The following is a 23524-nucleotide window of genomic DNA, read 5'->3' as shown; positions in this document are numbered from 1 at the left end:
CCTCCTTTTAAATACCTATTCTTCAATATAATCTTCTATACTTTTATCTTTCCATGGCCTTCTTGATATTATTAATGCTACTATAATTCCAAATCCTATAACGCTCCAACCATATGATATTAATTCCGATAACTGATATCCACCATAAGGAACTTTAATTTCAGTAATTATACTTTGTATAACCATATATATTAAAAGTGCTGGTGTTATAAATTTAATAGTTATATCCCACCATTTACCAACTCTGAAATGAGATACTGAATTTGCATGTTCTCTTATTTTACTTGGAGCTATAATCCAACCTATTAATACTACTTCTAAAAGTCCAACAACAACTATTCCATAACTATTTATAAATGAATCTACTATATCTAATATATAAAGCCCTGCCCCTGTTGCAAATACTGAACTCATTAAAGCTCCTATTATACACATAATTGTAACAACTTTTTTTCTACTCCATCCAAACTTATCTTTAAAAGGTGCAGATACTGCCTCTGTTAATGATACTGAAGAAGTTATTCCTGCAAAAATTAAACATAAGAAAAATAATGGTCCAATAAAATTACCTACAGGCCCCATAGCTGTAAATATTTGTGGGAATGCTACAAATGCAAGTCCTATTCCACTTGATACTACCTCTGAAACCTGAACTCCTTGTGCTGTTGCCATATAACCTAAAATTGCAAAAACTGCTATAGCGGATAAAAATTCAAACCCACAGTTTGCAAATGCAGTTACAAAGGCACTATTATTTATATCAGTTTTCTTTGGTAAATAACTAGAATAAGTCATCATAATTCCAATCGCTATACTTAATGAATAAAATACTTGTCCATATGCTGCTATCCAAACTGATGGTTTAAAAACCATTGACCAATCTGGAGTAAATAAAGTATTAAGACCTGCTGAAGCACCTTCTAATGTTACTGACCTGACAGTTATAACTATCATAATAATAACTAATGTTGGTAATAAAATTTTATTTATCTTTTCAATTCCTTTTTTAACACCTTTATAACAGACAATCCAATTAATTATCCAAATAACTGCCACTCCTAATAACACATACCAAATAACTCCGTTAAGCTCAAAGGGTGACTTACTTAATTGAAGAAAATCATTATGGAAAAATGCATTTGAATCACTTCCCCAGCCTTTCTTGAAGCTAAGTACAAAATAATTAATTGCCCAACTAAGTATTATTGAATAATACGCCACAATAAATGCGGATGTAATTGTTGGCCACCATCCAATCCACTCCCACTTTTTTGATGCTCTAGCAACAGCAAGTGGAGTCGATCCTCTATATTTATGTCCCATTGAATATTCTAATATTAATAATGGAATACCTGCTGTAAATATTGCAAAGAAATATGGTATTAAAAATGCTCCACCACCATTTGCATATGCTACATAAGGGAATCTCCATATGTTTCCAAGACCTACTGCTGATCCTACTGCAGCTAATATAAATCCTATTTTCGATCCCCATTGTTCTCTATTCTCTTTCATAAAGCCCCCTCCTTATTTAATTAAGTTATTTGCCCCCAATAAACTTAATTAACAATATTTTAATTTAAATATATAATAATAATATTTCTATTAATATTATTATAATTTATTAACTTTTTCAAGTATTTATTATTAATTTATTCCATTTGAATATATTTTTTTATTAATATAATTACTATTTTATTATTTTGTTGCCATATTGTGATTTGTTTTTATTTTAAAAATACGAATATTAAATTTTGTTCATTAGAAAACGTTTAAAATAAAAAAGTTATCTATATAATTTTATAGATAACTTTTAATTTAAATATTACTTTTAAAAAATTCTCATTTAGGTTTGCAAATTTAGTTTACATCAGTTGTTAATTTATCTTTTCCATATATTTTTTCCCAATCATTTATAAATTGATCAACGCTCCAGTCAGTTAATGGATGCTCTATCATTTTATCCATTATTTCTGGATTTACAGTTACTGAATGAACTCCATACTTACTTAACTCATGAACTTGTTGAACATTTTTAAATGATGCAGCTAAAACTTTGCAATCTAAGTTATAAAGCTTTATTTCATCTATAATATCTTTTACTACTTGAACACCATTTCCACTTATATTATCAATTCTATTTACATATGGTGCAACAAATTTTGCTCCACTCACTGCTGCCATTAATGCCTGCTGTGCTGTAAATATTGCAGTAGCTGTTATATTTATTCCCTCTTTGCTTAAAATTTTTATAGCCTTTATTCCTTCTTTAGTTACTGGAATTTTTATATAAATATTTCCACCTATAGTTTTATTTAAATATTTAGCTTCCTTTATCATTTCTTCTGAAGTTTTACCTAAAACTTGTACGTGTAACATTGTATCTTTATCAATTATTTCTCTTATATCTTTAAGAAGTCTTAAAAACTTTTTATTTTCTTTTGATATTATTGTTGGATTTGTTGTCACTCCTGTTATTGGATATAAGTCACAAGCTCTCTTTATATCTGCTATATTTGCAGTATCTAACATGTATATCATATTATATCTCTCCTTTTAATATATAAATTTTACACTTTATCATAAAATATATTATTTATTTTATTTTAATTTTTTTATAACGCTTCTTCTGTTCTTGATATTATATCTTCTTGAGTTGTTGGATCTAATGTAACAAATTGTGCACAATATCCTGCAACTCTAACTATTACATCTCTATACTTCTCTGGATCTTTTTGAGCATTTCTAAGAGTCTCAGTTGAAATTATATTAAATTGTATATGCCATCCCTTCATGCTTACAAAAGATTTTATTAAAGATATAAATTTTTCAAATTGAACATCTCCCTTTAATAATTCTGGTGAGAATTTTTGATTTAACAACTGTCCTCCAGTCATTAATATAGTTTGTAATTTAGTTATTGATTTTAATACAGATGTAGGTCCATTTATATCTGTTCCTTGAACTGGTGATGCTCCTTCAGCCGCTGGTGTCCAAGCTTTTCTACCATCTGGAGTAGCTCCAGTTACTGTTCCCATAGGTACATTTGATGAAATGCCTGAAGTAGATAATCCATATTTGCATCCAATAGGACCTCTTCCTTTTCTTGTTGTATCATATTTAATTATTTCATTAATATAAGTATCATAGGCTTCTTTTGCTATATTATCTACATAATCTATATCATTTCCGTATTTAGGTGCTTCTAATAATATTTTTTGAATTATCATTCCTTTTTCACCTTCAAAATTATTATCTAAAGCACTCATAATTTCTTCTCTACTTAAATATTTATCTTCATATACTACACTTTTTAATGCTGCTAATGAATTTGCTACATTTGCAATACCAACTTGAAGACCTGAAACAAAATCATATACAGAGCCTCCTTCTTTTATACTTTTGGCTCTTCCTATACAGTCATCTACAAGTGATGAACATAACATATCCGGAAACTCTTCAAGATGAGTATCTGCTAATTTATCAAGTGCTACTGTTAATTTTGTGTAATACTTAATATTTTTCTCCCATGCATTTATAAGATCATCATAATTATTAAAATCTGTAAGTTTTCCATTTCCAGTTAAAAGAGTTTTTCCTGTTCTCTTATCAAAACCATCATTTAACGTAAGCTCTAACGCTTTTATCATATTTAAAAATGTCATTCCAGTACATCTATATCCCCATTTTCCTGGAACCGCTACTTCAACACATCCAACCATTGTATAATTATATGCATCTTTATAATTTACACCTTTATTTAAAAGTGCTGGTATTATTATTTCATCAGTATGAATGGCAGGCATACCAAAACCTGTTCTTATTACATTTGCACATTCTCTTATAAACTTTTCTGGACTATTTGAATGTAATCTTGCTGAAAGATTGGGTTGAGTAAGCTTTGCCTCTCCAACACTTTCTAAAATAAGATAACTTAAATCGTTTACACAATCACTTGCATCAAAGTTAGAACCTCCAATAGTTACATTTTGATATGTTGGATATCCTGCACCATAACCCGCATGTGATGTTGGTCTAACTTTTAATATTGAGTAAAGTTTTATCCATAAACACTGTAATATTTCCTTTGCTTCATCTCTAGTTATAATTTCTCTTTCAATATCTTTTTTATAATATTCATATAAATATTGATCTACTCTTCCAAGTGATGCTGAATGTCCATTACTTTCAATTTGAATTACTAAATGAATAAACCATACTAATTGAACTGCTTCATAAAAACTTCTTGGAGGATTTTCAGGAACAAAACTACATACTTCTGCTATTTTAATTAATTCAAGTCTTCTTTTTTCATCGTCTTCATTTTTAGCAAGTTCCATAGCAAGATTTGCATATCTATTTGCAAATTTAATTACAGCTTCATTAGTTATAATTACGCCCTCTAAAAATGATTTTTTTCTTAATCCATCATTTTCACTTATATCTACAGTTTTAAGCTTTTCCTTTGCTTCATTAATTACGCCTTTTAATCCTAATTTAAGTGCCTTTTCAAAATCTGGAACTATATGCCCATCTCCTGATGTCATATTTCCTTCCCCATGTATTACTTTAACTGAAATTGCATCTTCTATTTCCTTTGGCATTTCTCCATAACATTTATCTCTTAAAGTTTTTCCATTCCAATATTCTACTATTTCTAATAATTCATCTATATCTTCTTCTCTAAGATGAAAGTTATCTCCTTCTCTCTTATCAAAATTTCCTTTTTCTTCAATTTCTTCTTCCATCCACTTTGCTGCATATTCAGGAAAAATTGGAGCAGTTCTTTCATTTGAAGCTTGATTACCAACTATAAGCTCTCCATCTTTAATATATATAGTCATATTTTCTAATATTTTTTCAACTGCCTTAGCTCTCTTTATATATACTGGAGCACTTTCATACTCTTTATACGCTTCTGTTATATACCTAGCTCTCTCTATACAAACACTAGGTGTTTGAGATAAAACAGATTCCCTTAAAGCTTTTACTCTCTCACTTTTAATTTCATAATTTTTCATAAATTCAACCTCCTCTTTATCCACCAATTACACATTTTAAACCTTTATTTTTAACAATAACTTTTAAATTATCTATGTCAATTTCATTTAAGTTCTTTAATTCTTTTAATTTATAATCTCTTTGTAGTTGTCTATACTTATCTTTACCTAATGAATGATAAGGCAATAAATGAAGTTCCTTTACACCATTTTCAATTGCTATATCTACTGTTTTTAAAATATTTTCTTCATTGTCATTTAACCCTGTAATTACAGGAACTCTAATAATTATATTATTATGAATTTCACTTAATTTTTTTAAATTATCTAATATAATTTTATTACTTACTCCTGTAAATTCTTTATGCATCTTATCATCAGTGCTTTTTAAATCAAACATAACAAGATCACAAAGATTAGCTATATCTCTCAAATCATTAAAATCTCCAAAGCCACTTGTTTCTATTGCTGTATTAATATAATTTTCTTTGCACATTTTTAAAAGTTCCACTACAAATTTTCTATTCATTAGAACTTCTCCACCCGAAATAGTTATTCCACCAGATGATTGTTTATAAAATATATTATCTTTATAAACTTCCTCAAATACCTCTTTTACATCTCTTTCTTTTCCAACAAAATTTAATGCTGACATTGGACACGCCTTAATACATTCACCACATAAGTTACACTTATTCCTGTTTATTACTACTTTTCCATCTTCAAAAGTAATTGCATCATTACTACATCTCTTTATACACCTTTGGCATTTTATACACTTATTTTCGTTGTAATAAATATCATTTTCTTTTCTTTGAGTTTCTGGATTTGCACACCATATACACTTTAATGGACATCCTTTTAAAAAAACTACTGTTCTAATTCCTGGTCCATCATGTGTAGCATATCTTTCTATTTCGCATACAACAGCTTTGGTCATCCAACTCACCTCTCATTTATTTTTGTTTATTATCATTTATTATCATTTGTCTATATTTTATATTTATTTTATAATATTGTCAATATATTTCGTTCTTATTTGTTTTCATTTATTCTCATTTTGGTTATAATAATAATGAGGTGAATTAAAATGTTTATGGAAGAAAGACTTAATGAAATATTAGAATTAGTAAAAAAAAATAATAAAGTCTTAGTTAAAGATTTAAGTAATAAATTTAATGTTACAGAAAGTATGATAAGAAAAGATTTAAATAAACTTGAAAAAGAAGGATTAGTAGAAAGAACTTATGGAGGTGCTATCCTTCCTAGAAATTTGGCTGAAAGCACTAATATTTCTAATAGACTTATAAATAATATAGATACAAAAAAAATTATAGCAACTAAAGCATTTGAAAATATAAACGATAATGACACTATATTTTTAGATATATCAAGCACTAATTATTTACTTGCTGAATTGCTATCTAAAAGTAGCAAGAAGATAACTTTAGTTACTAATATGGTTGAAATAACCTCCCTATTTAATAATCCTGAATTAAATATAGAAATTATATGTATTGGTGGCATGTATAATAAAAAACTTGGAGGAGTTGTTGGTTCTGAAGCTATACAAAGTATTTGTAAATACAGATTTAATAAATCCTTTATAGGTAGTTGTGGAATAAATATATTTGATAAAAGTATAAGTAATTTTGATTTAGAAGAAGGTAATACTAAAAAAGCAATAATAGAATCTTCTAACAAAACTTATCTTCTAATAGAAAATAAAAAGTTTAAATTTGACGGTACTTATAAATTTAGCACACTTTCTGATATAAATTATATTATTACAGAAAGTGCTCCAGATAATAAAATAGTTAAACTTATAAATAAAATTGGAGTTAATATTATATAAATAAATTCAAAATAACCTTAAATAATTAATTATTTAAGGTTATTTTTTATAGTAATAATAAATAATCCAATTTTGTTTAATAATAACTTTGATTGAATTATTTATATAAGTTTTATTATGAATAATAATTATTATCATCTATTTTTTAACTCAATATGTATATACTGTAAATTTTGTTTTAATTAAACCTAAACTTAATTGTTTATACTTTTTTACAGTATATAATTTGAATAAAATATATACTTAACACTTAGTATATAAATTTAAAGGAGACAATATTTATGACAAATTCTAATAAAAAAGTCAAAGTAGCATTTTTATCAATATTATCTAATACATTACTCATATTATTAAAACTGGTAGCTGGATTTTTAAGTGGCTCTGTTAGTATTATATCTGAAGCCATACACTCATCAGTAGATTTAATAGCATCAATAGTTGCTTTTTTCTCTGTTAGGCTTTCATCCAAACCAGCTGATGACTTGCATCCATATGGTCATGGAAAAATTGAAAATATATCTGGAATAATTGAAGGTATTCTAATCTTATTAGCATCATTTATGATTATATTTGAATCTGTTAGAAAAATATTCAATCCATCTGAAATAAATAATAGTAGCTTAGCTATTTTAATAATGTTTATTTCAGGATTAGTAAACTTTTTTGTCTCAAAAACTTTATATAAAGTTGCAAAAGAAGAAGATTCTATGGCACTTGAGGCAGATGCCTTGCACTTAAAAACTGATGTATACACATCTCTTGGAGTTGGTATAGGTATATTACTTATAAAATTAACTGGTATACATATTTTAGACTCTATTGTAGCTATAATTGTTGCTTTAATGATAATAAAAGAATCAATAGATTTAATTAAAAATGGATTCGGTGAAATATTAGATAAAAGATTAAGTGATTATGATGAACTTGAAATAAAATCAATTATTGAAAAATATAATAATATGTTTATAGATTATCATAAATTAAAAACTAGAAAATCTGGGAACATGAAACATATTGATTTTCATATAACTCTTGATCCTGCAGTAACAGTAAAAGAATCCCATGATATAATATCAAAAATAAAAAAAGCTATGAATGAAAAATTTAAAAATGTAAGAGTTACAATACATGTAGATCCAAAATAAAAAGTCATGAATTTCATGGCTTTTTTATTTTAAATATAACCGTCATTTTTATTTAATTAATTAATATTTATATAAAGTGGAGGGGTTATTATGGATTTAAGTTTTTTACAAAATTATTGTATTCCTACTATAGTTGGAATTTGTCTATGTATTGGTTATGTAATTAAAAGTAGCTTAGATTTTATTCCAAACAAATATATACCACTAATTATGCTAATTCTTGGTTTATCATTAAATATTTTTATAAACAAAGCAGTTACATTAGATATAATTCTTGCTGGTATGTTCTCAGGACTTGCAAGTACAGGAGTCCATCAAATGTTTAAAAACCTTATAAATGAATCTAATTTTACAAATAGCACAAGTAATAAAGAATAAAAATAAAAAGGGCATATATTTAATGCCCTTTTTATTTTAAGCGTAAACTAAATCTATATTTATATTATAAAAGTAATTCCATAAGGTTATATTTACTTTCTTTTATATCTCTTTTATTATTTACATCATTTATATCAACACTTATCATGTTATTATCTTGTATTCCTACAGCCTTACCTGATTCATTATTTCTAAGAAGCTCTACTGCATGAATTCCCATTCTTGATGCAAGTACTCTATCAAAAGCAGATGGATTTCCACCTCTTTGTATAAATCCTAAAACTGTATTTCTAACTCCAATATTTAATGTTTCTTCTAAATATTTTTGAAGTTCTTCTATATCATACATTCTTTCTGTTATTATTATTATACTGTCTTGCTTTCCTTTTTCTATATTCTTTTTAAGCTTTGCTGCAATTTCTTCAAAACTTAACTTTTTCTCAGGTGTTGATATTATATCTCCACCTCCAGCCATAGCTGAATATAAAGCTAAATCTCCACAATATCTTCCCATAACTTCAACTATTGTTGGTTTTTCATGAGATGCATCTGTATCTTTTATTTTTCTTATACATTCTAAAACTGTATTTAAAGTTGTATCAAAACCAATACAATAATCTGTATACTCTAAATCATTATCAATAGTTCCAGGGATTCCAATAACTTTTACACCTAATTCATGTAATTTATTTGCACCTTGGAAAGAACCATCTCCACCAATTACAATAACAGCATCTATATCATATTTTTTTAAATTCTCTACTGCTTTTTGTCTTCCTTCAACTGTCGTAAATTCTGGACATCTAGATGTTTTTAGTATAGTTCCTCCAACTTCTGAAATATAATCTACATCAAACTCATCAATCTTTTTTATTTCTTCATTTAAAAGACCTGTATAACCTCTCTTTATTCCAAAAGTCTCAATACCATAGTTATTCGCAACCTTTACTATAGAACGAATAACTGCATTCATTCCCGGAGCATCTCCACCGCTTGTTAAAATTCCAATTTTCATAAACTTCTCCTCTGTATATCCATAATTTTCTCAATGTAATTGTATACATCTATATTATTATAATAATACTTTTTTGTGAATTTATAAATAGTTAACCGGTAAATTTATAAAATTTTTCACGAATTTTGTAATTAACACCAAAAAAATTTGACACTTTTTACTCTTATTGTCATATTATCTTAAAAGTTAAAATGCTCTATGTTAAGGTAACATAAAGCATTTTAATTTATTTATATTATTATTTTAACATTTTAATTCATTATAAAGCTTTATTAAGTATTTCTCTTGATACTTCTAAAGTTACATCTCCATTCTCACCTAAGTTTAAAAGTCCATGTTTTTCTAATGAATTTATTACTTCATCAATATTTTTCTTATCTAACCCATAATCTGAAAGTTTTGTTTTTACTCCTAAGCTTTCAAAAAATTCTCTTGTTTTATTTATAGCCATTTCAATTTTAGTATCTTTATCTCCATCTTTTATATCAAAAACACGCTCTGCATATTGTACTAACTTTTCTCTTTTTTGATTTTTTCTAACACTCCATGATGCTGGCTGAACTACAGCTAAAGTCTTTCCATGATCTATACCATATAAAGCTGTAAGTTCATGTCCTATCATATGCGTACTCCAATCCTCTGGAACTCCCATTTTAATTAACCCATTTAATCCCATTGTTGCACATAAAACAAGATTTGCTCTTAAATCATAATCTTTAGGATTATCAATTGTATCTTTACCTATTTCAATTAATGTTTTAAGTATTCCTTCTGCTGTTCTATCTTGAAATCTTGCATCAACTGGATATGTTACATATTGCTCAACAACATGAATAAATGTATCAACTACACCATTTGCAACTTGAGACTCTGGTAATGTAAATGTTATTTCTGGTTCTAATATTGAAAACTTAGGGAACACTAATGGATTTCCAATTACAAACTTACCTTTATCATATGTTATAACTCCACCACTATTCATTTCTGAACCTGTTGCTGGTAATGTTAATACTGTACCTATTGGTATAGCTTTTTTAATTTTTCCTGATACTCCTTTTAATAAAAGGTCAGTTAAATCTCCATCATAATTACAAGCTAATGATATAAACTTAGTTCCATCTATAACAGAACCTCCACCAACTGGTAGTAAAAAATCTATATTTTCTTTTTTAATTATATCCACTGCTTTTATTAATGTTTCATATTTTGGATTTGGTTCAATTCCTGAAAATTCAAATACTGCTCTATCATCTAATGCTTCTTTAACTCTTTCTAACGTTCCAAATCTTTTAACACTTCCACCACCATAAAGTACTAATACTCTTGCATCCTTTGGCACAAGATTATTAATATCTTTTACTCTATCCTTTCCAAATACTATATGAGTTGGGTTATAAAAATCAAAATTATTCATATTCTCCATTCCTTCCATACTATAATTTATATTTAACTTATTTTATTTATAAAATTATCTTATTGTATTTTTATGATTGTATATAATTTTTCTTTTGCTTTAATATAATTGTATTACTTAAAGTTTACTCTAAGTCAATGAATTATTTATATTATTTTTTAAAAATTATAGTTAATATAATTTAATAAAAAACAACTGATAAAAATATAATTATCAGTTGCTTTTCTTTGCTATAATGCTTCTATTAATATTTCTCTAACTATATCTGGAGTTAAATCGCAAGTTTCAGATAAATTAGTTAAGTTTTGTTTCTTTAATGATTCAACCACTTCTTCTATTTTCTCTCTATTTATATTATAGTTTGAAAGTTTAGTAGTTATGTCAAGGCTTTCAAAAAATTCTCTTGTTTTTTCTATAGCTATATTAGCTTTATAATCATCATCACCTTCTGTAATGTTAAATACTCTCTCTGCATATTGAGCTAATTTAGCTTTCTTTTTATCTTTTCTTACAGTCCATAATGCAGGTAAAACTACAGCTAAAGTTTTAGCATGATCTATTTCAAATAAAGCTGTAAGTGCATGACCTATTTTATGAGTACTCCAATCTCCTGGAACGCCCATTTTTAGTAATCCATTTAGAGCCATAGTTGCACTTAACATAAGATTTGCCCTTAAATCATAATTTTCAGGTTCATCAATTGTCTTTCTCCCTATCTCAATTAGACTTAATAATATTCCCTCTGCCATTCTATCTTGGAATTTTGCATCAACTGGATATGTTAAATATTGTTCAAGTACATGAACATATGTATCAACAACTCCATTTGCAACTTGAGTCTTTGGTAATGTGAATGTTATTTCAGGCTCTAATACTGAAAATTTAGGGAATACTAATGGACTATATACACTATACTTTCCCTTATCATATGTTATAACAGCACCACTATTCATTTCTGAACCTGTTGCTGGTAATGTTAATACAACTCCTATTGAAAGCGCAACCTTTATATTTTCTAAAGTAAAGTTTGGTATTAATAAATCAGTTAAATTGCCATCATAATGTGAAGCTAATGATATAAATTTAGTTCCATCTATAACAGATCCTCCACCAACTGCAAGTAAAAAATCTATTTTTTCTTTTCTTATTAAATCCACTGCTTTTATTAATGTTTCATATTTTGGATTTGGTTCAATTCCTGAAAATTCAAATACTACTCTCTCACCTAATGCTTCTTTTACCTTATCTAATGTTCCAAATCTCTTAACACTTCCACCACCATAAAGTATTAATACTCTTGCATCCTTTGGCACAAGATTATTAATGTCCTTTATTCTATCTTTTCCAAACACTATATGAGTTGGATTATAAAAATCAAAGTTATCCATAACTTTTTCCTCCTTTATGTTTCTTTAAAATATCTCTAAATATTATTATTTCTATTTTTTATTTTACCTTCATACATATCTAATTTATCATCAATTCTATTTAAATACTGTTTTAATTCTTGTATTTGAGATTCTATCTTTTGTCTATGATTTTCTATAAGAGTTTTTCTTTCCTCTAATGTATGTTCTCCTTCTTCATAAAGTAATACCACTTTTTTTATATCATCAATTAACATATTCGTATCCCTAAAACACTTTACTATATTAACCCAATTTAAGTCTTCTTCACTAAATATTCTAATTCTATTTTTATTTCTATTTATCTTTGGTATTAACTTTTCTTTTTCATAGAATCTTATAGTATGCTCACTTAATCCAGTTATTTTTGAAATTTGCCCTATAGTATATTCCATAAATAACACTCCTACTTTTTAATTATATTCTTTATTATATTGTATTACTTAGAGTTTACTCTAGGTCAATATACTTATATATTAATCTTTTCAAATCAATATAGATAATTTCATTTATATAACTTTATTTATATTGAATTTAAACTCAGTAATACTATTAACTTTACTATAAACCTCTATTTTTATATTATGCCTATCTGCAATTTGTTTTGCTATTGCAAGCCCAAGTCCTGTTCCATTTTTATTTTCTTCTGAACGTGCTTTATGAAATCTATCAAAAATATATGGTAATTCTTCCTCACTAATTCCAATCCCACTATTTATTATTGATAAACTAAAATATTCATCATTATCTTTAATATTTATATAAATATTTGAACCTTCATCTGAGAATTTTATTGCATTATCTAATATAATAATAAGCATTTGTCTTAGTCTATTATAATCTCCTATTATTTTTAAATTAGAGCTATTATAATTCTTACTTATTCTAATATTTTTAGAGCTAGATAACCTATTCATACTTCTTATTACATCATCAATAATATTTTCAATATTTAATATCATCATCTCTATTTTAAAATCTGAATTTTGTAATCTTGATAAGTCCAATAAATCATTAACAAGCCTTTGTAAATGTATTGTTTCTAAAAGCATTTGATTATTGTATTCTTTTATTTCATTATCTTCATAAACAATGCCATCACATATTGCCTCAAGAGACCCCCTTAATACAGTCACAGGTGTCCTTAATTCATGAGATATATTAGATACAAATTCATGTCTCATTTTTTCTAATTTTTCACTTTCTCGTGATGCTTCATATAGTCTATCTGATAATATATCTATCGTTTCTGCAAGTTCTCCAATTTCATCATTTTGGCTTATTCCAGTCTTAGCCTTATAATTGCCATCTGATAGAAGTTTTGCTGTATCTTTCATTTTCTTCAAAGGCCTAGTAAACTTAAAGGATAATAACATAGCAATTCCACCTGATATAATTAATGCAATTATAATACTTATAAATAATGTCTTAATACCATCTTGAACTGCTGAATCTATTCCTTCTATTGGAGAATGTAATAAAACCACACCCATTGTCTTAGTGTTATTTTTTATTGGAACTGCTACGGTTATTGATTCTAATCCTAATAATCCAGTAAAATCTTCACTAAAATATATTTTTCCTTTAAAAGCTTCCTCTATCCCGTCTTCAGCCCCAGTTGGTAAATCCTTATATAAAATTTCCTTATTTCTCATATCATATGTTAATATTTCTTTATTTTCATTAACAATCCAAATATCTGACATAGCTATATCATCTAAAAACTTCATATAAGCTCCATATCCTGATCCCTTTTTATGTCCATTTTCTCCAAATTCACTCCAATATTCAGATAAAGTATTTGATATTTTAATAGCTCTTTTTTCTAAATCATTTTTATAAATTTCTACAGAATGTTTCTTGAATAAATACGAAAAGATTCCACCTATTATTATTGAAAATATAGTTAAAGATATTAAAAAATATAATATTAACTTTTTAGCGATTTTATTTTTCATAAGTGTTTACCTCAAATTTATATCCCATTCCCCAAATAGTCTTTATATCCCAATTTTTATGATTATATACATCAAGCTTAGCTCTAAGCCTTTTTATATGTGAATCAACAGTACGTGTATCGCCTAAATATTCATATCCCCATAAACTATTAAGCAAATTATCTCTTGTAAAAACTTTATTTTTGTTACTTGAAAGCATCCACAAAATTTCAAATTCTTTTTTAGTAAGTGAAATTTCATTATTATCTATATTAACTATAAAATTATTTGTATTAACAGTAAGATTATCTATAACTATAATATTTGTAGAACTATTATCTCTATTTATTCTTCTAAGTATTGCTCTAACTCTCGCCATAACTTCACCTGGTGAGAAAGGCTTAACAATATAATCATCTGCTCCAATATCAAGTCCCATAATTTTTTCAAAATCTTCTCCTCTTGCCGTTATCATTATTATTGGTACATTTGATTCTTTTCTAATCTCTCTACATACTTCAAATCCGTCTTTTTTTGGCATCATAACATCTAATAAAATCACAGCAAACTTATTTCTTTTAAATTCAATTACAGCTTCTTCTCCGTCATATGCAAAAATTGGATTAAATCCTTCTTTTTTTGAATATTGCCCTAAAACTGAAGATATTTGTTTATTATCATCTGCAATAAGTATATTTTCCACACAACTTCATTCCTTTCAAAATTTAACTCTTTTAAATTAATTATATTTGTTAAGTTTGTCTTTTGTATGTTATATAAAATATTTTCCACAAAAAAAGAAAAATAAAAACATAATTTCGTCACAACCTGTTAGTATCCTATAAATGTAAATAATAAATATTAAATTCTTAGGAGGTATTTAAAATGAAAAACCTAACTAAAATTTTGGCAATTGGTGCACTAATTACAAGCGTTGGTGTTACTTCTGTAACTGCATTTGCAGCTTCAAAATATACTTCACCAGCAGATATAGTTGCAGGATTAACTGGACGTACAACTGATAGTGTAATTGAAGAACATATTAACGAGAATAAGACATATGGAACTATAGCAAATGAAGCTTCTAAAATTGAGGAGTTTAAAAAAGAAAATCTTGAATTAAAGAAAGAAACTATAAATGAAAAAGTAACTAATGGTACTATTACTCAAGATGAAGCTAATAAATTAATTAAGACTATTGAAGAAAATCAATCTAATTGTAATGGTAGTGGTTCTTCTACTAAAATGAAACTTGGTTTAAATAGAGGTAAAGGGAAAGGAAAAAACTTTCAAAATGGTAATTGTTTAAATCAATAATAACTATTTATTTTTAAAATAGAGATATCTCCATATGAGATATCTCTATTTTAATTAAATTTATTTCATTAACTTACATATATCATTTGTAAATTCTACTGGGTCTTGAATACTTAATCCTTCCACAAGCAGTGCTTGATTGTATAAAAGATTTGTATAAAGATTAAACTTATTCTTATCATTTGAGAAAGCATCTTTTAAGGAATTAAATACTTCATGATCTGTATTTACTTCTAATATCTTATCAGCTTTAACTTCACCATTGTTTGGCATTTGACTTAATATTTTTTCCATTTCTATTGAAAGCTCACCTTCACTTGATAAGCATACTGGATAATTTTTAAGTCTACTTGAAGCTTTAACTTCTTTTATCTTACCATTTAAAGTTTCTTTCATAGCTTCAAAAATATCTTTATTTTCCTCATTTACTTTTTCATTATCTTTTTCTGATTCTATTCCTAAATCTCCACTTGATACTGACTTAAACTCTTTTTCGTTATAATTTATAAGCATTTTAATTGCAAATTCATCTATATCTTCAGTAAAGTAAAGAATTTCATATCCTTTATCTAATACCATTTCTGTTTGTGGCATTTTTTCTATTCTTTCATTTGATTCACCAACTGCATAGTAAATATATTTTTGGTCTTCTGCCATTCTATCTACATATTCAGATAATGTTACCATTTTCTTTTCTTTTGATGAATAGAACATTAATAAATCTTTTAACGTATCTTTATTTACTCCAAAGTCATCATAAACTCCATATTTTAATTGTCTTCCAAATGATTTATAGAATTTTTCATAAGATTCTCTATCATTTTTAAGCATATTTTCTAATTCATTTTTAATTTTATTTTTAATATTTTTAGCAATACGTCTTAATTGTCTATCATGTTGAAGTAATTCTCTTGATATATTAAGAGATAAGTCTTGTGAATCAACTATACCTTTTACAAATCCAAAATAATCTGGTAATAAATCAGAACATTTTTCCATTATTAATACACCATTTGAATATAACTCTAATCCTTTTTCATATTCTTTTGTGTAATAATCATATGGTATATTTTCTGGAATATAAAGTATTGCATTGTAACTTATCATACCATCAACACTTATATGGATATGTTTTAATGGCTTATCAAATCCAAATCTTTTTTCAAAATAAAAATTGTTGTAATCTTCATCTGTAAGTTCATTTTTATTTCTTCTCCAAATAGGAACCATACTATTTATTGTTTCTTCTTCTTGGTATTCTTCATACTCATTTTCTGTTCCTTCTTTAAGCTTTGATTTTGTAACATCAAGCTTTATTGGATATCTTATAAAATCTGAATATTTTTTAATTAAAGCTCTTAATTTATATTCATCTAAAAACTCATCAAAGTTTTCATCTTCTGTATTTTCTTTTAAATGAAGAATTATATCTGTTCCATGATTTTCTTTTTCTGCATCTTCTATTGTATATCCATCTACTCCATCAGATTCCCATCTATAAGCTTTATCTTCTCCAAAAGCTTTTGTTATAACAGTAACTTTATCCGCAACTAAAAATGCTGAATAAAATCCAACACCAAATTGTCCTATTATATCAAATCCATCTTTCAAATCATTTTCTTCTTTAAATTTAAGTGAACCACTCTTTGCAATAACACCAAGATTCTCATCTAATTCTTCTTTTGTCATACCTATACCAGTATCAGATATAGTAAGAGTTCTATTCTCTTTGTTTGGAACTATTTTTATAAAATAATCATCTTTATTAAATGATAATGAATTATCACCTAAAGTTTTGTAATAAATCTTGTCTATTGCATCACTTGCATTTGAAATAAGTTCTCTTAAAAATATTTCTCTGTTAGTATAAATTGAATTAATTACTATATCTAATAATCTTTTTGACTCTGCTTTAAATTGTCTTTTTTCCAATTTAAATCTCTCCCTTCAAACATAAAAGATATTTTGTTAGCACTCTACCACATAGAGTGCTAATACATATTTTATATATATCACTATTTGAAATTTATGTCAATATCAATTTATTTTAATAATTTTTAGATCTTATTATACTTAATATTGTTGCTATAACACATACAACTCCTGTAGTTAAAAATACAACATCCATTGCATAAATAAATACATCATTTCTTCCTTATATATAACTTGAAACTTCATATACAATAATATGACTCATTCTCTTATATAGAAGTGTTGTTGAAAGAGTTATACCAAATACCATACCAACAGTTCTAAGTAATGAATTAACACTTCCAGCTATTCCAAGTTGATTTTTTTTGATTTTTTTCATAACAAGTCCATTATTATGAGATTTAAATAATCCATTCCCAAATCCCATTATTGCACTATAAATAGCAACCTGAAATAAAGGAGTGCTTTCCTTCACTGTTCCTAAAAGAATTAATCCTATTGATAATATAAATCAACCAATATTTGAAATAATTTTAGGATTTAATTTATCAGAAAGCTTACCACTATACGGTGAAACTATTCCTAATACTAATGGATATATCATAAGGAAAAATCCAGCATGTAATGTTGACATTTTAAGTACATCTTGTAAGTAAAATGGCAATATTATTGTTACTGAACTTAACCCAATAAAAGTTAAAAATTGCATATTATACTTGTTGCGAATAATCTATTTTTAAATAAATTCAAATCTAAAACCGGTGATTTAACAGTCTTTTGTAAATATATAAATATGATTAATCCTATTAATGAAATTAACAATCCACATAATATATATTTATTTGTATAACCTATAAATTCTCCCTTAGTTACTGATAATATAAGAGAAACTATAAAAATTCCAAAAGCAATTGTTCCTCTAAAATCAATCTTTTCATTAATTACACTATTATCTTTGTTAAATACTTTACTTGCTACTATTAAATTTATTATTCCAATAGGAACATTAATCCAAAATATAAGATCCCATCTTATTGATGCAAGTATTCCGCCTATAGATGGTCCTATCATTGTTCCAAGTGCTTTTCCCCTTCCCTCTCCTTCTTTATAAATGCTAGTTATTATTCCCATAATTACTGCCATTGTACAAGAAGCTCCAATCCCTTGTATTACTCTAGAAATAATAAGTAATGTAATATCTTTTGAAATACCACTACAGATTGATCCAATAGTAAATATAAAAATACCAATTTTAAACACTTTATATTTACCTTTTATATCACCAATTCTGCCATTTAATAAAACTAATACTGAAATTACTAAAAGATAACTTGTAACTACCCATTCAACTTTAGCCATTGTAACATTTAAATCATGTGCTATAAGTGGAAGGGCAACATTTACTATACTCCCATCAATACATTACATAAATATCATTGTTATAACACACATCAATATTTTAGATTTTCTACTTTTAGAAATTGCATTAACTATATCATTCATAAAACTTTACTCCTTATAAAAACTCTTCAATTTAATTCACATTACAAGGGTAACTTATTAATATTTTGATTGATTGCTGTGTACATGCTTTAAACTTTTTTCTTTTAATAATTAATTTATCTTTTCTCCACAATATGGACAATATTTAAAATCACCTTCTATTACTTTTCCACAGTTTGGGCATCTTCTTTCATATCCATAATAATTGCTATTATATTCACTTTTTACATCATTTAAATCCCAATATGTTATATCAATATTCTCTCCTTTTTCTATCGCTTTTCCTTTTTCCTTTGGAATTTCATATACTGAATTACATCTATTACAAACTACATAATATTTTTCATTCCATTTAAATAATGGTATAAAGAAAAAATGAAAAAAATCAAATGTTTTTATTAATTTTCCACTTCTCCTCATATTAAAAGTTTTACATTGTATATTATCTAAATTCTTTATTTCTTTTGACTTACTTTCTATACCGAATATTCCTATAAAAAACATAATTCCTCCTATAAATACTTATAATTTTAATCTATTTATATTATATATTTTTATACTATAATAATCACTAAACTATTCACTATGAATATTATGTAGTATAGATATTTATGGAGATGATTTTATGACTACTCATTGTTTAAATAAATGTATTAATTTTAAATGTAATAATTATGATTTTGAAAACTCCTTAGTTAATTCACAAAAAACAATATCTATTCCTTATATTTTGTATGAATCTATAAAAGGAAATTACTTTATAGGAGAAACTGGAGTGTTAAATGCTAGTTCAAATGGTACAAAAATGGTTGCAATAGCAAATCCAAATGATTCAAATATAATACTTCATGTTAATGTAATAACTATTTCAAATTTTGGAACATCAAAAAATATAATTGCTAATATATATCTTGGATCTGATTTTCCAAAAACTTCTGAAATAACAATCTCTCAATTAGTAAGTCCTTCAAATATTGCTATTTATCCTGAGCCATGTCCTAAAGGCCAAATTCAATTTACTTCTGTTTCTCTTAATGAAAAACCATTATACGGTTCTCAAATATTTACTAGAATAGCACCTCCATCTTCAACTTTAGTAGATGAAAATGACGGAAAACTAATACTCGCACCAGGTCAAAAACTTATAGTTTATTTTAATGCCCCTCTACTTGAAGATGTAGCTGTTGCTTTTGGTTGGTTTGAAGAACCTATACACTATTTCGATTGTTAATAAAAAAGTTCCATAATATATGATATTATGGAACTCTCTTTATTTTAATTATATTTTATTTTCATATCCATTTACTATAACATCAAGTTTTCCTGTGTATGGATCCATAATAAGACCATGAATATTAACATCACTTGGTATTAATGGATGATTTTCTATTGAATTTACTGATTCTCTAACAGATTCCTCAACAGACTCAAATCCACGTAACCACTTATTAACATCTACTCCGCAGTTTTTAATTGTTCCTATAGTTTCTTCTGAAATTCCTCTTTCCTTTACTTTTTCTAAAATATCTTTAGAATTTAAATTACTCATTCCACATCCACTATGTCCAACAACTACTATATCTTCTGCTCCAAATTCATAAATTGCAACTATTATACTTCTCATAATACTTCCAAAAGGATGCATTATAGCAGCTCCTGCATTTTTTATTATTTTAGCATCACCATTTTTAATATTCATTGCTTTTGGTAAAAGTTCCGTTAATCTTGTATCCATACATGATAATACTACTAACTTTTTATTCGGATTCTTATCAGCTTTATACTTTTCATAATATCCATTTTCAACAAATTCTTTATTATATACTAAAATTTCATCTAACCTTTTCAAATTTTCTTTTCTCATACAAACACCCCATAGTTTAAAATATTTAAGATGTATTATACAATATTTATTAAATTTAAACTATAATTTTTATCACATTATTCTAAAAATTCTAAAAATAATCTTCAACAAAAATTTATTTTTTTATATTTAATTCACACTAATATTTTCCAACATTATTGATCCACTATCTGTTTTATCAAAAATTAAACTTAAGCTTTCTATCTCATTAATATTTATTTCTTTAAAACTTTCAATTGGAACTTTTATTGTTGATAATGGAATATATTCAGACCAAAAATAATACTTCTTCCCTTCTATCTCAGTAAAGTCCAAAAATCCCTTTACGTATTCTAAAGAATTATTTTTATTGTTTATAACTACATCAGCTATATTTCCTTTTTTGTCAACTACTCTTATAGTAAACATCTGCTCTTTATTTTTTTCGTTTAATTTACTTGCTGCATTTACGGCTATATCTAAAGATAAACTGCTTTTATTTTTAAATTCTATATTATCTAAATCCTCTAAGAAAATATCTATTGATGCACCTCTATTTTTCCATTCTAATTTAATTAAGTTTTTATGATCAAACCCATCTTGTCCTGATAAAGGGATTCTAAAACCTTCACTTTCATCTTTTTTATAAAAAATATCAGCTCTTAAAGAATTTAATTCAACACCATTTGCTTGTATGTTTTTCACTTCATTATAATCAATAATATTCTTCTTCCCACTTTTAAATATTTTAGTTTTTACATCCACTCCATACATTTTTGATGGTTCTGCTTTATGTCCATCAAATAAAGAAATATTATTATCTTTATTTAATATATAATCTACAAAATCAGCAGAAAAATTTTTAATAAATACTTGCTGTTCCTCCTTTTTTAACTGTGTTTTTAATTTATCTTCATTAGAAAGTAATTTGGTGTCGTTAATTTTTAATTCTGAGTTGAACCAATTATGATTTGCCTTTTTTAATAGGACTAAACTAGCATTACTTAATCTACTTGAATCTGAAACAATAGCTTCATAAACTGGAAAACCATCTAAACTAATAACATCGCCATCAAATTCTGGAATTATAATCGCTGATGGAATATCTTTAAACTTACTATTTAAATCCGTTGGTTCTGTCGGTGCTATACTTATAATCCCCTTAATATTTTCATTCTCTTTTGCTATATCAAGTACTGTTTGTCCACCTCTCGAATGTCCAATTAAAACTATATTTTCAAAATCTATTTTATCTTTGAATTTAGATTTTTTTAAGTCATCTATATATACTTTATACATTGCTCTAATTTTTTCATTGTCATCATTATCACCATAGCTCCAAACATAAGCTGGTTGTACATTTAACGATGCTGCAGCGTAACCTCTTGAAGCTAAAAAATCTATTAAATATTGAAATCCCTTATACAATGGAGTATTTAAATTATCATTATCATGTGAACCATGAATTATTAATGCTAAAGGACTCTTTCCATCTTTTTTAGGTAAAGACATTGCTCCACTTACATTGTAAGGCAATACTTTTCCTGATTGTGATTTATAAAAATTTTTTCCTAAATCAAAATCATTTTTTTCTATTTCTATTAGACTTTTTTCTTTTGCTTTTACTTCTAAGCATTCCCTTTCAACAGATGTAACATTATTTGTATTGTTAATTTCTACACCAACACTACATCCAGTTATTAATAATACAGAACTAATTAAAGTACTAAAAATTAATTTTTTCATATAATAATTCCCCCACTATAATAAATCCCTTATTATATACTTTATAAATTTAATTATTTAGCTTGATTATATATTTCACCAAAAACTAAAACAATGTATGTTACAACATTGTTTTTTATTTATTGTATACTGTAATATTTTTGTTACCTTAAATATCTTCTTTAAATAATTACATAGAAGAAATTTCTAAGTAAAAATAAGAGATATATAAGAAAATTTTCTTATATATCTCTTATTTAAATCTCTCTTCTAAAATATACTTGCTTTTCTTACTTTTTATTTTACTGTTATATCTCCACATAAACTTTCAACATTATACATTAATAAACACTACTACTTTAGCCATTACTTTCATTATTTAATGAAATGAATATTTGTTATATGTTTTAACTTAATCTTTAAATTTTACTATATATACTATTTTATAAAATTATGTCACAATTATGGCTTATAAGAATTTATTTATTAAAGTTTTCTTTTTCTATACTTAAAAGTTTCTTCTTTATATAAAGTCCACCTGCATAACCTATCAATTTCCCATTTGACCCAACCACCCTATGACAAGGAATTATTATAAGTATTGGATTTTTATTATTTGCCATTCCAACTGCTCTTGAAGCTTTTTCATTTCCAATAGAAATTGCAATTTCCTTATAACTTACTGTTTTTCCATAGGGAATTTTTATAAGTGATTTCCAAACATCACTTTGAAATTTTGTACCTTTTGGATTAATAGGTAAATCAAATATTTTTCTATTTCCAATTAAATATTCTTCTAATTGCTTTTTAGTATCTTTTATCAATTCCGTTTCTATATAATTTGCATTTATCTCTTTACTATTTCCAAAATAAATTTTTGTTATAAAATCATTTTCTTCAACAATAGTGATTTCTCCCAATTTTGTATCATAACAATATGTATTAATCATTTACTATCTCTCCTTTTTAGTAATATTCAAACTTTTTCTATTAGAGACATATGTTTTCCACAATTGTTCGCCTATAATATACAAATGTCCTTGACTATTTGTAT

At 26.1% G+C, this 23524-nt stretch carries 23 protein-coding genes; 5 read left to right on the top strand and 18 right to left on the bottom strand.

All coding sequences use genetic code 11. The features are described 5' to 3' along the window. Positions 1-15 precede the first annotated feature (15 nt). The 4 genes from O212_RS0114005 to O212_RS0113990 form a co-directional block, all read right to left on the bottom strand. The gene (locus tag O212_RS0114005; RefSeq protein ID WP_024615725.1) at positions 16-1515 is read right to left on the bottom strand and encodes a sodium-dependent transporter; all 1500 of its coding nucleotides are present in this window, start codon (positions 1513-1515) and stop codon (positions 16-18) included. A 345-nt stretch (positions 1516-1860) separates the two neighbouring features. Then, positions 1861-2541: a fructose-6-phosphate aldolase gene (locus O212_RS0114000; protein ID WP_024615724.1), complete on the bottom strand. Its 681-nt coding sequence runs from the start codon at positions 2539-2541 to the stop codon at positions 1861-1863. Between the two features lie 74 nt (positions 2542-2615). Continuing rightward, positions 2616-5021: a glycyl radical protein gene (locus O212_RS0113995; protein WP_024615723.1), complete on the bottom strand. Its 2406-nt coding sequence runs from the start codon at positions 5019-5021 to the stop codon at positions 2616-2618. Between the two features lie 16 nt (positions 5022-5037). Continuing rightward, positions 5038-5940, bottom strand: coding sequence for a glycyl-radical enzyme activating protein (locus O212_RS0113990; protein WP_024615722.1), 903 nt, complete (start codon positions 5938-5940; stop codon positions 5038-5040). A gap of 150 nt (positions 5941-6090) precedes the next feature. Between O212_RS0113990 and O212_RS0113985 the strand changes: the two genes are divergently transcribed. The 3 genes from O212_RS0113985 (at position 6091) to O212_RS0113975 (ending at position 8378) form a co-directional block, all read left to right on the top strand. Beyond that, entirely contained in the window at positions 6091-6855 is a 765-nt protein-coding gene (locus O212_RS0113985) for a DeoR/GlpR family DNA-binding transcription regulator (protein ID WP_024615721.1), read from the top strand. 281 nt (positions 6856-7136) lie between these two features. Continuing rightward, entirely contained in the window at positions 7137-8000 is an 864-nt protein-coding gene (locus O212_RS0113980; protein ID WP_024615720.1) for a cation diffusion facilitator family transporter, read from the top strand. 90 nt (positions 8001-8090) lie between these two features. Further along, positions 8091-8378 carry a phage holin family protein gene (locus O212_RS0113975; protein WP_024615719.1) on the top strand — a complete coding sequence of 96 codons (288 nt, stop codon included), beginning with the start codon at positions 8091-8093 and terminating at the stop codon, positions 8376-8378. A 64-nt stretch (positions 8379-8442) separates the two neighbouring features. Here O212_RS0113975 and pfkA read toward each other — a convergent pair whose 3' ends face one another. From pfkA to O212_RS0113945, 6 genes are all read right to left on the bottom strand, one after another. Continuing rightward, on the bottom strand, positions 8443-9393 hold the full coding sequence (pfkA, locus tag O212_RS0113970) for a 6-phosphofructokinase (RefSeq protein ID WP_024615718.1): 951 nt from the start codon (positions 9391-9393) through the stop codon (positions 8443-8445). A gap of 259 nt (positions 9394-9652) precedes the next feature. Further along, positions 9653-10807: an iron-containing alcohol dehydrogenase gene (locus O212_RS0113965; RefSeq protein ID WP_024615717.1), complete on the bottom strand. Its 1155-nt coding sequence runs from the start codon at positions 10805-10807 to the stop codon at positions 9653-9655. 230 nt (positions 10808-11037) lie between these two features. After that, positions 11038-12195 (bottom strand): iron-containing alcohol dehydrogenase, encoded by a 1158-nt coding sequence (locus O212_RS0113960; protein WP_024615716.1) that lies wholly within the window; start codon positions 12193-12195, stop codon positions 11038-11040. A gap of 35 nt (positions 12196-12230) precedes the next feature. Beyond that, positions 12231-12608 (bottom strand): MerR family transcriptional regulator, encoded by a 378-nt coding sequence (locus O212_RS0113955; protein WP_024615715.1) that lies wholly within the window; start codon positions 12606-12608, stop codon positions 12231-12233. A gap of 114 nt (positions 12609-12722) precedes the next feature. Next, positions 12723-14171, bottom strand: coding sequence for a HAMP domain-containing sensor histidine kinase (locus O212_RS0113950; RefSeq protein ID WP_024615714.1), 1449 nt, complete (start codon positions 14169-14171; stop codon positions 12723-12725). After that, a complete protein-coding gene (locus O212_RS0113945) occupies positions 14161-14853 on the bottom strand; it encodes a response regulator transcription factor (RefSeq protein WP_024615713.1) in 693 nt (230 codons plus the stop codon). Before O212_RS0113945 ends, O212_RS0113950 begins: the two co-directional genes overlap by 11 nt. Positions 14854-15035: 182 nt before the next feature. Here O212_RS0113945 and O212_RS0113940 point away from each other — a divergent pair, with 182 nt between their 5' ends. Beyond that, positions 15036-15467, top strand: a complete 432-nt coding sequence (locus tag O212_RS0113940) for a DUF2680 domain-containing protein (RefSeq protein WP_024615712.1) — start codon at positions 15036-15038, stop codon at positions 15465-15467. A gap of 60 nt (positions 15468-15527) precedes the next feature. Here O212_RS0113940 and htpG read toward each other — a convergent pair whose 3' ends face one another. The 5 genes from htpG to O212_RS0113925 all read right to left on the bottom strand — a co-directional run bounded on the left by htpG (position 15528) and on the right by O212_RS0113925 (position 19406). Further along, positions 15528-17399, bottom strand: a complete 1872-nt coding sequence (gene htpG, locus O212_RS0113935; protein WP_024615711.1) for a molecular chaperone HtpG — start codon at positions 17397-17399, stop codon at positions 15528-15530. 223 nt (positions 17400-17622) lie between these two features. Continuing rightward, positions 17623-17874 (bottom strand): hypothetical protein, encoded by a 252-nt coding sequence (locus tag O212_RS16985; RefSeq protein ID WP_242829582.1) that lies wholly within the window; start codon positions 17872-17874, stop codon positions 17623-17625. 36 nt (positions 17875-17910) lie between these two features. Further along, positions 17911-18108, bottom strand: a complete 198-nt coding sequence (locus O212_RS17055) for an MFS transporter (RefSeq protein ID WP_278244718.1) — start codon at positions 18106-18108, stop codon at positions 17911-17913. Then, positions 18096-18758 carry an MFS transporter gene (locus tag O212_RS16980; protein ID WP_278244717.1) on the bottom strand — a complete coding sequence of 221 codons (663 nt, stop codon included), beginning with the start codon at positions 18756-18758 and terminating at the stop codon, positions 18096-18098. The genes O212_RS17055 and O212_RS16980 overlap by 13 nt, the downstream gene beginning before the upstream one ends. A gap of 255 nt (positions 18759-19013) precedes the next feature. After that, positions 19014-19406, bottom strand: coding sequence for a zinc ribbon domain-containing protein (locus tag O212_RS0113925; RefSeq protein ID WP_024615710.1), 393 nt, complete (start codon positions 19404-19406; stop codon positions 19014-19016). Between the two features lie 121 nt (positions 19407-19527). On the opposite strand from O212_RS0113925, the gene O212_RS0113920 reads away from it, so the two are divergent. Next, the gene (locus tag O212_RS0113920) at positions 19528-20133 is read left to right on the top strand and encodes a DUF6143 family protein (protein WP_024615709.1); all 606 of its coding nucleotides are present in this window, start codon (positions 19528-19530) and stop codon (positions 20131-20133) included. A gap of 48 nt (positions 20134-20181) precedes the next feature. On the opposite strand, the gene O212_RS0113915 is transcribed toward O212_RS0113920, so the two are convergent. The 3 genes from O212_RS0113915 to O212_RS0113905 form a co-directional block, all read right to left on the bottom strand. Then, positions 20182-20751 carry a carbonic anhydrase gene (locus O212_RS0113915; protein ID WP_024615708.1) on the bottom strand — a complete coding sequence of 190 codons (570 nt, stop codon included), beginning with the start codon at positions 20749-20751 and terminating at the stop codon, positions 20182-20184. 144 nt (positions 20752-20895) lie between these two features. Then, positions 20896-22491, bottom strand: a complete 1596-nt coding sequence (locus tag O212_RS0113910) for an alpha/beta hydrolase (protein WP_024615707.1) — start codon at positions 22489-22491, stop codon at positions 20896-20898. A gap of 458 nt (positions 22492-22949) precedes the next feature. Then, positions 22950-23420, bottom strand: a complete 471-nt coding sequence (locus tag O212_RS0113905) for a methylated-DNA--[protein]-cysteine S-methyltransferase (RefSeq protein WP_024615706.1) — start codon at positions 23418-23420, stop codon at positions 22950-22952. Positions 23421-23524 lie beyond the last annotated feature (104 nt).

Origin of the sequence: Clostridium sp. Ade.TY (assembly GCF_000498355.1) — a bacterium.
Taxonomy (GTDB): Bacteria; Bacillota; Clostridia; order Clostridiales; family Clostridiaceae; genus Clostridium.
Note: the sequence above shows the minus strand (reverse complement) of the source record. Positions and strands in the feature narration are given on the sequence as shown.